Annotated in this window: 9 protein-coding genes; all 9 read right to left on the reverse strand. The window is 28.0% G+C overall.

Features of this window, described 5'->3' with window-relative positions:
- Window positions 1–7: 7 nt before the first annotated feature.
- Window positions 8–784, reverse strand: a complete 777-nt coding sequence (locus tag BLP75_RS12110) for an ABC transporter permease (RefSeq protein WP_092726420.1) — start codon at window positions 782–784, stop codon at window positions 8–10.
- Window positions 759–1,778: a dTDP-glucose 4,6-dehydratase gene (gene rfbB, locus BLP75_RS12115; RefSeq protein WP_092726421.1), complete on the reverse strand. Its 1,020-nt coding sequence runs from the start codon at window positions 1,776–1,778 to the stop codon at window positions 759–761. Before rfbB ends, BLP75_RS12110 begins: the two co-directional genes overlap by 26 nt.
- Window positions 1,779–1,875: 97 nt before the next feature.
- Window positions 1,876–2,475: a dTDP-4-dehydrorhamnose 3,5-epimerase gene (gene rfbC, locus BLP75_RS12120; protein ID WP_330385809.1), complete on the reverse strand. Its 600-nt coding sequence runs from the start codon at window positions 2,473–2,475 to the stop codon at window positions 1,876–1,878.
- Window positions 2,475–3,344 (reverse strand): glucose-1-phosphate thymidylyltransferase RfbA, encoded by an 870-nt coding sequence (gene rfbA / locus BLP75_RS12125; protein WP_092726422.1) that lies wholly within the window; start codon window positions 3,342–3,344, stop codon window positions 2,475–2,477. Before rfbA ends, rfbC begins: the two co-directional genes overlap by 1 nt.
- A gap of 68 nt (window positions 3,345–3,412) precedes the next feature.
- Window positions 3,413–4,363, reverse strand: coding sequence for a glycosyltransferase family 2 protein (locus tag BLP75_RS12130; protein ID WP_092726424.1), 951 nt, complete (start codon window positions 4,361–4,363; stop codon window positions 3,413–3,415).
- 215 nt (window positions 4,364–4,578) lie between these two features.
- Complete coding sequence (locus BLP75_RS12135; RefSeq protein WP_092726425.1) at window positions 4,579–6,177, reverse strand: O-antigen ligase family protein; 1,599 nt, start codon at window positions 6,175–6,177, stop codon at window positions 4,579–4,581.
- A 9-nt stretch (window positions 6,178–6,186) separates the two neighbouring features.
- On the reverse strand, window positions 6,187–6,654 hold the full coding sequence (locus BLP75_RS12140) for a tetratricopeptide repeat protein (protein ID WP_092726427.1): 468 nt from the start codon (window positions 6,652–6,654) through the stop codon (window positions 6,187–6,189).
- A gap of 125 nt (window positions 6,655–6,779) precedes the next feature.
- Complete coding sequence (locus tag BLP75_RS12145) at window positions 6,780–9,005, reverse strand: cell wall-binding repeat-containing protein (RefSeq protein WP_092726428.1); 2,226 nt, start codon at window positions 9,003–9,005, stop codon at window positions 6,780–6,782.
- Window positions 9,006–9,417: 412 nt separating this feature from the next.
- The gene (locus tag BLP75_RS12150; RefSeq protein WP_092726430.1) at window positions 9,418–12,570 is read right to left on the reverse strand and encodes a cell wall-binding repeat-containing protein; all 3,153 of its coding nucleotides are present in this window, start codon (window positions 12,568–12,570) and stop codon (window positions 9,418–9,420) included.
- Window positions 12,571–12,711 lie beyond the last annotated feature (141 nt).

The following is a 12,711-nucleotide window of genomic DNA, read 5'->3' on the forward strand; positions in this document are numbered from 1 at the left end:
CCAACCCCTAAACATATAGTATAAATTTATCTTTATTTTTATTAAAAACTATAAATCCAAGTATCATATATAGAATAGAATATACCACACATAAAATAACATTAGTATTTAATGTTATTTTACTATATAGAATACAATCTCTGAATATACTTATAACCGGATATATGGGATTTAACTGCATAATCCACTTAAAAGTTGGTGTTACTATATCGGATGAATAAAATATCGCTGACATATACATTATAAGCATTAATATAACTGAATATATATGTTGCATATCTCTAAAAAAAACATTTATTGTAGCTAAAATAAGGCCTATACCTAATGATATAAAAAATAATGCGGCTAAAGGATATATCATAAATAAATTTATAAATTTTAACTTAACACCAGTTATAATCATAACTATAAATAAAGGTATTAAAGATATTATAAAAATTATAAATGTAGATATAATCCTAGACAGTGGATATATGTATTGTGGTATATATATCTTTTTTATAAGTGAACTTTTACTAGTTATCGATGTCATGCATTGATTCGTAGATTGTGAGAAAAAATCATATATCAATCTTCCTGCTAAACAATATACAGGAAAGTTCGGTATAGAATTTTTAAATATATTAGAAAATATAAACGTAAGTACAAGCATTGTTAGTAGTGGATTTAGCATACTCCATAAAATTCCTAAAAAAGAGTTTTTATACTTAACTTTTATATCTCTTTTTACAAACTCATATAATAATGGTTTGTATTCCTTATATGTTTGTATATACTGTTTCATAATTTTTATATTCTCCTGAAATTATATTTTTCCACCACTCTTTATGGTCTAAGTACCACTTAACCGTAGTATCCATGCCAGTATCAAAGTTATACTTAGGCTTCCATCCTAACTCATTCTCTAACTTATGAGGATCTATAGCATATCTTAAATCATGACCTGGTCTATCAGTAACATAAGTTATAAGTTCTTCTGATTTACCTAAAGTTTTAAGTATAGTATTAACAACTTCTAAGTTAGTTCTCTCATTGTGACCACCAACATTATATACTTCACCTACTCTACCCTTATGTATAATTAAATCAATAGCTGAGCAATGATCTTCAACATGTAACCAATCACGCACATTCTCACCATTACCATACACAGGTAAACTTTCATTATTTAAAGCTCTACTTATCATAAGTGGTATAAGCTTTTCTGGAAAATGATATGGTCCATAGTTATTTGAGCATCTAGATATAGTTGTTGGTAGTCCAAATGTTCTATGATAAGATTGCACTAGAAAATCTGCACTAGCTTTCGATGCTGAGTATGGAGAACTTGGGTTAAGTGGTGTATTCTCTGTAAAGAATAAATCTAACCTATCAAGTGGTAAATCACCATATACTTCATCCGTTGAAACTTGATGATATCTATTTACCCTAAATTTTCTTGATGCATCTAATAGTACTTGTGTCCCTATAACATTTGTTTGAACAAATATTTCTGGATCTGTTACTGATCTATCTACATGAGATTCAGCTGCAAAATTTACTACTATATCAAATTTTTCCTGTTCAAATAATTCGAATATAAATTTTCTATCAGATATATTTCCTCTTATAAACTTATAATTCGGATTATTTTCAATATCCTTTAATGATTCTAAATTTCCTGCATATGTTAATACATCTAAATTAACTATCATATACTCAGGATACTTATTAAGCATATAATGAACAAAGTTTCCACCTATAAACCCGGCTCCACCTGTTACTAATATCTTTTTCATATTATTTTCTCCTATTCATAAATTTAGATTTATTTAATCTAAACATAGTTCACTTTATTGTGAATTGTGTTCTGTATATTTCTCACTAAATCGTGAATTAAAATAATATATCTAATTCTTTTAATTCTTTTAAAGTGTTTTGTTTTTTATCTTTTTCAGATAATATTATTTCTTCTATATCATCTAGCGGCCAATTGATACCTATTTCTTCATCATTGTATAAAAGTCCACTATCATACTCTGGAGCATAGTAGTCCGTGCATTTATAGTTAAATACCGCCTCTTCAGATAAAACTAAAAAACCATGAGCAAATCCTGCTGGGATATAAATTTGTTTTTTGTTTTCTTCCGATAAAATTACACCTTCCCATTGACCAAATGTAGGAGAATCTTTTCGCAAGTCAACTGCTACATCAAATACTTCTCCGTGTGTAACTCTAACTAACTTGCCTTGAGTATGCTTTGTTTGAAAATGCATACCTCTAAGTACACCTTTTTTAGACTTAGATTCGTTATCTTGAACAAATATCATATCAAGCCCTGCTTCTTCGAAATGAGATTTATTGTAACTTTCTATAAAGTATCCTCTTTCATCTCCAAATACTTTAGGCTCTATTATATATAAATCTTTTATTTTAGTTTTTATAAATGTAAAGTTTCCTTTTGTTCGAACTTTTTCTAATAACATTTCACTCATTATATCACCTCTTTAGATACTTTCACTAAATATTTACCGTACTCAGTTTTCATAAGTGGCTTAGCAAGCTCTAATAATTGTTCCTTGCTTATATAACCTTTTCTATAAGCAATCTCTTCTACGCATGCAACATATAGTCCTTGTCTAGTTTGTATAACTTCTACAAAGTTTGATGCTTCAAGTAAACCTTTATGAGTTCCTGTATCTAGCCATGCCATTCCTCTACCAAATAGCTCTACCTTTAACTTTCCTCTTTTTAAATATTCATTATTTACAGCAGTTATCTCTAGTTCTCCTCTTTCAGATGGATTTACACTTTTTGCTATTTCTACTACATCGTTATCATAGAAATATAAACCTGGTACTGCATAATTCGATTTAGGTTGTTCTGGCTTTTCTTCTATTGATATAGCATTAAATTCTTTATCAAATTCTACAACTCCGAATGCAGTAGGATCACTTACATGATAGCCAAATATAGTTGCTTCATCTCTTTTAACTGCATTTTCTAATCTTTCACTAAATCCGTATCCATAGAATATATTGTCTCCTAATACTAATGCGACTTTATCATCACCTATAAATTCTTCCCCTATAATAAATGCTTCAGCAAGTCCATTTGGATGTACTTGAATCTCATATTGTATATTAAGACCTAATTCGCTACCATCTCCAAATAATTCTTCAAATAAACTTATATCTCTTGGTGTAGATATTATTAATATATCTTTTATACCTGCAAGCATAAGTACAGACATTGGATAATATATCATAGGTTTATCATATATAGGCAAAACCTGTTTTGAAACACATTTTGTTATTGGGTATAATCTAGTTCCAGACCCTCCTGCTAATATAATTCCTTTCATAACCTTCTCCTTAAGTTCAACTTACTTATTAAATTTTCATATCAAATATAAGTATTTTTATGCTTTAATTAATTTACAGCTTTTTCAATTTTATTATCTATATCGTTATCTCTATCAAAATAGAAAGAATGCATACTCATCTTTTTCACATATTTAATAGGTATTTTCTTATAGCTTTTTCCAAGCTTATATCCAATAAATTTAAATCCACTTTCAATTATTAAATGAGGTATTAAATATATTTTCTTGTTATCTATCAGGTACTTAATTGCTTGTTTAACAAATTTAATTCCTTCTGATTCTGATTTAACCCCATAAAAATAGTGTCCACTATCAGTAAACACCACTCCAACATCAAAGTTTCTCTTAAACTGTTCAATATAATTATAACTATGGGAATGAACAACCTCTGCTTTAGAAGCATAGCACGTACTATTCCCTCCAAATATAACCTTAGATGCTATAATCATATCTTCATTCATTATAGTTTTTTCAGGAAAACATCCTACTTCCATAAATTTTTCTCTTAAAAAAGCTGAACTTACATTACTGAAAAAAAATGTTTTTACACCTAATTTATCTAAACTTTCTTTCGATTTAACTATGTCATTATTAGGATAATTGAATTTTCTTGAAAATTTTTCTATTGGACTAGAATCTTCTCGTGCTAACTGTCTTGCATAAGTACATACTACATTGTTTTTACCTAATGGTTTTATAAGTTCTTCAATAAAGGTATTATTTTTAGGAATAGCATCTTGAGTCATAAATACTAAAATATCTCCACTAGAATACCTCGCTGCTCTATTCCTTGTTCCTCCATGATCAAATTCACCATCATTAACATGTAGAAATTTTATATCGGGGTATGACTTGCATATCTTTTTAGTTTCATCTTTTGAGTTAGTATCTATTACTATTATTTCAAATGGCTTTATTGTTTGATTTTTTAAGCTTGTTATAAGATTTTCTATATATCTTTGTGCATTTCTTGTTGGGATAATTACACTTATTTTCACAACATCATCTCCTTATTAAAAGCTTAAATCTATTTTATTAATTTAAGTACTTTATACATTATATTTTATATTTAGTTGTACTTATTATTTTATCGTATTTTCCAACTAATTTGAATGATTTTAGCCAATAATTTTTACTTTTTCAAACTATTTTCGACGACAAAAAACGACATATCAATGTATATTATCAATATGTCGTCTAATAAATTTATTTTTTAATTTTCTTTACTTAACATATTTGCACTTATACCTGCAAATATCCAGAATATCATAGCGGTTCCTATAATACTATCATTATAGAACCCTTGTACAGCATATGCTATCGTTCCTATTCCAAATATATATATATATTTATTATCAACTTTATCTGAAACTTTATCAAATGTACCTTTAGTTATATATATAATTATAGCAACTAATCCTAAAAGTGCTATTATACCACTTCCATATGCTAAACTTAGATACCAGTTATGTGGCTTGTCTATATATTCCCCAAATGTACTTATTCCTGAATCTTCATCCTTTTGAACCATAACATAAGGATATGTATCTAATCCATTTCCGAATATAGGATTGTCATTAATTAAATCAATTGATTTAACCCATATATTTAAACGATCTGTACTCATAGTATTTAATTTTTGATACATTGCACTATCTTTCATTCTGACTATATCTGCGTTAGGATCTTGTGCTAATATCTTCTTTTCTTTTTCTATTGAACTTGATATAAATATCGAACCTGCAAATATAGAAATTGTTACAACTCCTAAAATAACATTAAACACTATTTTTCTATTTACAAACTTCATCATAAATACTAAAGCTACAAAAACAATTACTATACCAGGTATAATTAAACCCGATATATCGTTTATCTTGGCTATAAGAGAAAAAGATTCATCATACACAACAGGATTAATATTATTTAATATCACATATACTATGGCATCCAAAACTATTGCCGCTATACTCCATATAGCTACTTCTTTTACATTTGTAAACCTTATTCCTATCACTATTATAATTGGTAACATAAATAGAGCTGTTACAAATCCACCTGCTGATATCATAGTCAGTAATATTGCAAATGATAATACACTCATTATTAGTGATAATACTTTTATTTTGGTGTCATTTTCTAATAACATATACATAAAACTAACACTAAAGATTATCGATGCATATGCACTACCAAAGTTGTAGTGGTATAAAGTAGTAAATAATTGACCACCTAGTCCACCACCTAACATATTGTTAACTAAACTATTTGATAAAATATCATATCCTGTTAGCTTTATAATACCTAGTATTAAATTTATAGCTATAAATGGTATTAGTGCATAATAAAAATATTTATAATATTTTTCATCTATATTCGTATTATATAATACGAAAAATATTGCTAAATAACAAAACCATGTTATAGCGCCCTCATGTCTATCATAATTTCCAAACAAAGCTATATCTGGATATTGCGATAATAAAGCTGACATAGCTATAAATATAGCAAATATAATAATTACTACATTTAATTTCTTGCTTTTAATTTCTTCTTTCAATACAACTACTCTATATATATACATTCCCAATATTAAAATAGTACCTAAATTTAATAGTAACATCTTGAAAAAATTAAATACATCAGCCTTTGCGCCACTTGAGTAAGCACTCGCATTAAATATAGGACTATAACTTACACTTACATATTTATACATGATAATTGGTATCATGAATAACATAAATATAGAAATCATTGCAATAACTTTATTAATTGATTCTGCTTTACTTTCTTTATAATATTTATCTAACATTTATTTACCCTACCCTAACTTTTTAATTAATTCATTTACTTTGTCTTTTTCTGATTCTTGTATATCTAAAGTTTTTATTTTATCTAATACTTCTTTCGCTTTTTCTGTATCTTTATTTTCATATAAAATATCACCATACATAGCAAGTATTCCAACATTTTCAGCAACCTTTGGATTAAGTTTCATTGATTTTTCTAAACTCTCTTGAGCCTTATCGTATTTTTTTAATTTTTGATATAGCACTGCTTTATCATAACTTAATACATCAGTCTCATAATAATCATTCGTTATGTAATTCAAATCATTTAATGCATTATTTAAATCTGTTTCACTTTCTATTCTTTCTTGTACACTTAAGTACTTTTCATAGTCTGCTTGTCTCTTATCTACTTGTTGTCTTCCTTTATATGCTGTATATGAAAATAAACCTACACACACAACAAGAACCGCTATGAATATCTTGTTATTAACCCTCATACATGACCTCCTGTATCTATATCAACTTTGTATTATTGTACCAAAATTCGTCATTTATATATATATATAAAAAGAAACCCGAATTTTAAAATTCGAGTTTCTTATACGGCTAATAATTAAATAATCTATTTAGTTACAGCTATTTTTAAATCTTTTATAAATTTAGCTATACTTGAAGATACTCCATTACCAACTATAACCTTATTAGCTTTAGCTTTATTTTCATCAGTTGTATCATCAGCTTTTATAGTAATAGCTCTTAAGTAATCTTCTTGATCTTCAGTTAAGTTATTAGTAGCTAATACTACTGGAGCATCATTTTTACCAGCGTATAGTCCAGCACCTAATGCATCTACCATACCTTTGTTATCAGACTTAGCTATTACAACTTTATCTGCGTTTTTGAAGAATCTTTCTACAACTTCTGCATTTGTATCTTGTCTGTTATCTCCAGATAATCTTTCTATATTCCCTTTACCTACAACATCTAAAGTATCTGCATAAGCTTTTTGAGAAACTGAAGAATTTCCTCCTACAACATAAACATCACCATCTTTAGCTAAGTTTTGTTCTAAGAAGTATTTAACATCTTTAGTTAATTTATCTGCATTAGTTAATAGTATAGGAGCTTTTTTCATAGCTGCAGCTGAAGCTGAAGATAATGCATCTGCTTCACCTTTTCCACCAACTAAGAACGCTTCAGTAGTATCTTTTTTACCATTAACCTCTAAAAGTTTTTCTGCTACTTCTAAAGAAGTATCATATCTATCGTCTCCATCTACTCTTTCAACTTCTTTTCCATATACATCTTCTAATTGCTTTTCTACATCTTTAGATATAGCTCCACCTACTATGTAAACTTTAGTAGCGCCTAATCTTTCTATTTCATCTAATACTGGCTTAGCTATTTTATTATTTCCAGTTAATAATATTGGTGCACCATCTTCATTATTTAATGAAGCTGCTAAAGGAGTTGCAGTTAATCCATCTACTAACTTATCTTGTTCTCCTGTTACTAAAACAACTGATTTGTGACCTTTGTCATCACCTTCTCTAGTTTCTTTTGTTAATGACTTGAATTGCATTCTACTTACTTCTGCAGCTGTTTCATATCTATCTGCACCAGCAGCTACAACTGTCTTGTTGTTTACTACATTTTCTTTTACTATTTCTCTCATAGCTTTGTATGCTTCAGCTTTAGTATCTTTGTTATCTCTAACTATTTTTATTTCAGCTATCTTAGCTTCATTTGAAGAGTTTTCTTCTGTTTTGAAAACTTTTATAGTAAGCTCTTTATCTTTAGCTGTTTCAGGCATATCTACTCTATATGTATCACCATAGAATTTTTGACCGTTTAATTCTGAATAGAATTTTATTTGTCTAGCTAAGTCATTTCCTTCTACTGTAACTCTTCCTTCTGATACATTGTATAAATCACTTGCATTAAGTGTTAAGTTTTGAGTTCCTTTTTTAGTTATAACATCCATTTTTATTTGAGGAGCTTCTGCTTTAGTACCTGTATTAGCATAGAATCCATCTATTTGTGCATTATCAAATGTAGCATCAGCTGCATTGCTACCTTTTCTGTATATTTCAACAGAAGTTCCGTTTAGTTTAGAAGTATCTCCATCTTTAACTTCATATAAAGCATTACCATTTACATCTACATAGTAATCATTTTCTTGTCTTACAACTGGTCTTGAAGCTGTTTTATCAGCATTTTCTAAAGCTATTTCAACATCTCCAACTTTTATTTCTTTATATCTTTCTAATTCATTTTTATCATTTGATAATCTTATTTCAAACTTTTTAGCTCCATCATCTGATAATTCAGTTGCTCTAATTTGACCAACTTTAACTTCTTTATTTGCTATTATTTTTCCATCTGCATCTAAGTTAATAGCTATTTCTTCAAGTTCTTTTTCTGTGTATTTTTCTAATTTAAAGTCTACTACTTTACCATCTTCTAAAGTGTTGTATCCTACTGTAGCATCATGCTCATCTTTTCCTTGATATGCATATCCTATTTTTATAGATTGCCCATCTTCTAATTTAGCGTATGCTTTATCGAATTTTCTTTCGAAATCTGAATAACTAACACAAGAATCTACCTTTGCACTTCCTGGTGTTGTTAATTGAATTTCAAATACATTTGTATCACTATTTTTAGCGTTGTTTAATAAGTTTGCATCTGTAGTGTACTTTAAATTCATTAATTTTAAAGCTTTCTCTTTCATTGCTTTTATTTCTTCTGTTTGAGTGTTATCAACTACTGCAGCGAATACTTGGCTAGCAGGCATTGCAACAGTTACAGCAGCCATAGCTACTGCCATGCTTTTCTTTTTCATCATGTTTACTTTCCTCCCAAATATTATATTAACTACATCTCTTTATATTAATTTCCGTTTTTTCTCATATCTCTCACAAATTAATAATAATATATATCAACTATATTTACAACAATTTAACTACCACTTTTTTCCTACATTTTATTTCATTTTTCGACATTTTTTTCGTCATTTTTTCTAAACTTATTACGAATATATTTAATATATATATTTTTTTTTAATTTATTATGATTTTAAAATAAAACAATTATTTTTTTAAAATTATTTTTAATAAATCATTTTATTTTACATTTTTTCCTGTTAATATTTTTTATATTAGTTAAATATACAACTTATATACTTATTTAAAAATTCTCCTATTACTTTTGGCTATAAAAAAAGCTGTATAAAATTTTAATTTTATACAGCTTCATTTTTATTTATCTATTTTTACATTTAGAGTTTGATATGTAAGTTGAGTTTTAGTTTCATTATATTCGCCATTGTATATTCTAACATTTATGCTACCATCTTGATCTTTATTATCATCAAATTTAATTTGATACTTATTATCTACTTCAGCCTTTATTCCATCCGTATGCTCCATAACTATAGTTGCTAATAATTCATCTTTTTTATCTATATTGTATTTGCCATCTTTATCAACATCTATAAATATAACTGGATTTTCATTTTCAGTTTCTCTAAAATCTATTGACACATCTGTTATATTATCTTTTTGAGTGCCTGTCAATTTAAGAGTTCTCGGATCGATTATATTTCTAACCCCATTAATACCCATTTTATTTATTTTAAATAAGTCTTCTACTTTAAAGTCTATAATATGTTTATTATCTTCTTTTTTAAACTCTGTTATAGGGTCTATTTTATTAAGTGTAATCTCTTTTATTCTTGGAGTAGTATCTTCTACATTTATTTTTATGTCCCCTCTCTTAGTTTTTATTTTCTCACCTTTACTATTTTTCTCATATATATATAGTGTTATTGTTGCAGAACCTTCTTTTCCATCTTTATCTAAATTAATTTTTAAATTTTTATTTTCATTAGATATATTGTCCTTAGAAATTATATCTGAATTTGATGTTTCTACTACATATTGTCCTATATTATTCCCTAAAGCTACATCAACTTTTCCCTTTAAGTATCCAGCTGATGTATATTCCTCTAGTTGTAACTCTAAAGTATTATCATCTTGTTTTCTATATCTATCTAAATCAACATCTATTGTAGATGATGTTGTATTTAACTTATATGTTGAACTTGTTGATATCTCTGAAGATACACTTACACTTAAATTAGTACCACTCATATCTTTTCCATCATACTGTAATTTAACTGTACCAGTTGCTGTTTTAAAAGTTGAGTCTAAGGCCGGTGTAATATTTATATTAAACTCGCCCTTCTTATTTCCATCCCCTAATTCTTCTAATTTGGCAATTGCTACACTTTTACTATTACTTGTAACTTTATTTGTACAAGTTACTTGATTTAAACTTGCTGACGGAATAGGGTCTCCATATTTATCCGTTATAGTAACTTTAACATCTTCACTATTATCTTCTTTATTTAACATTTTGATTGATGTTTTTTCAAATTTATATGAATTTGGTTTACGTTTATTACTTTCTGTTGCTTCATTAACAGTTATATCATATATTTTTTTTACATCTCCCATTTTCACAGTTATTGTTGCTTTTCCATCAGCCTTGGCTTGTAAGTATACAGTATTAGAAGCTTTATCAACAAGGACTGGTAAAACATTTGAGTTAGAAGATTCTATACTGTATCCATCTGTTACTCCATCTACTTTTGAACCATTAAGGTTAGTTATATCTATGCCCTTTACTTTTAACTTTTCTCCTATTAACAATGTTTTACTATTCATTTCAACTTCATTAGTTGAACTTTGTTGTAACATAAAAGTTGTATCTCTTATTTCTTTCACATCTTTATTTTTGTCTTTACAAGTCACAACTTTTTCTGATGTTTTAAATTCCTTTGTACCTTTTGTTAAAGTTACCTTATACCAGAAACTATCACTTGTTGTAAAATCTTCAGTTGTTTTTAATAAACCTGTAGTTGATTCTTTAGATTTATCAACTTTATCTCCATCTAATTCATAAAATACAGGCTGATTTGCAGTAAATTTAACTTTCCATCCTAATGATTCTAACTCTTCTACACTTCTTTTTTGACCATTATTTACTGTAAATTCAAGGTATTGTATTCCATCTAGCCCTATTTCTGAAGTAACAGCTTCTACACTACTTATTTCAGTACTATATGTAAAATTATGAGTAGTTGTTTTACCTAAGTTACTTGTTATCTTAACTGTGTTTGTTCCACTATTAAATGTTTTATTAAATACAACTTTTGCTTCTGTTCCAGCTTCATTTACTGTATATGAAGAAACACTATTTCCACTTATCTCTATTTTATTTCCATCTATTCTCTTTAATTCTTTACCAACTATCTTTATAGTATTGTAGTTAACTAAAGATACACTGCTAACTATAGCTTCTGGATCTTCTGGCGCTTTTTGAGTATCTTTAATTCCATTTATACTTGCCGATGGTATACCATTACCTATTTCAGTTACTTGATTAAACTTCTTATCTTTTAATAAGTTTGATTGAGAAGTTGCTAAAGATTTACCAACTATTACAACTGGATCTTGTTCCTTAGCTGCAAGTACTCCTACTGCTAAAGCATCTGCTATTTCATCTTGCTTGTTTACTTGCCCTGATTTAGTTACATATACATTGTCATATGAACTACTTGTATAGAATTCTTTTACAACTGCTGCATTTGTATCTTGTCTTCCACTACCTTCTAGTCTCTTTTTAGTTCCTGGTAATGAATTTTGAGTTGTACTTGATACTGAATTAGTACCACCTATTACGTAAGAAGTATTTACACCTTCTCCATTTATGTATGCCTTAGTTTTATCATCTAATCCATTTTTAGGATGAGCTAATATTATTGGCATTTCATTTTGAGCTGCTGGAGCTGCTACACTTACAGCATCCGCTAATACTTCACCATTTGCTACTGCTATCTTTGATATATCAGATATATCATCTATTTTTTTAGCTACTTCTAAAGCTGTATCATATTTACTGTTACCAGCTATTCTATTTACAGTTATACCCATAGCTTGTATTTCAGATTTTACTGAATCATTTACTGAGTTTAATCCACCAACTATATCAACTGTTTTTACTTGACGTCTAGTTAATTCAGCTTTAGTATCTGCATTTAACTTATCACTTTGTGTCATTAATATAGGTGCATTTTTTAATGATGCATATGGAGTTGCTGTTAAGGCATCTACTATACCTTTTTGTCCGTTTACTATTACAGCATGTTTAGAGCTTGAGCTGTAATTTTTACTTATTTCTACTGCTGTTTTGTATCTATCATTTCCTGCTATTTTACTTGATGATACTGCAGTTCTTGGAGATATAGAGTCTGCTTTAGCCTCTATTCCAAATGTTGTTGCTATTGTTGTTGCTAACATCGTTGTAGCCATAACTTTCGCTATGACTTTCTTTTTCCTTTTTAACATATTTCTCACCTCTACATTTTTTACTATATTTACAAATTATGTTAAATATAGCAATTATAACCTTATTGTACCTTATTTTTTTTACTATATCAATAATTCTTAGCCTTGTATTCATATTTTACAAATTTGTAATTTTTTTGT

Source organism: Romboutsia lituseburensis DSM 797 (assembly GCF_900103615.1).
Classification (GTDB): Bacteria; Bacillota; Clostridia; order Peptostreptococcales; family Peptostreptococcaceae; genus Romboutsia_F; species Romboutsia_F lituseburensis.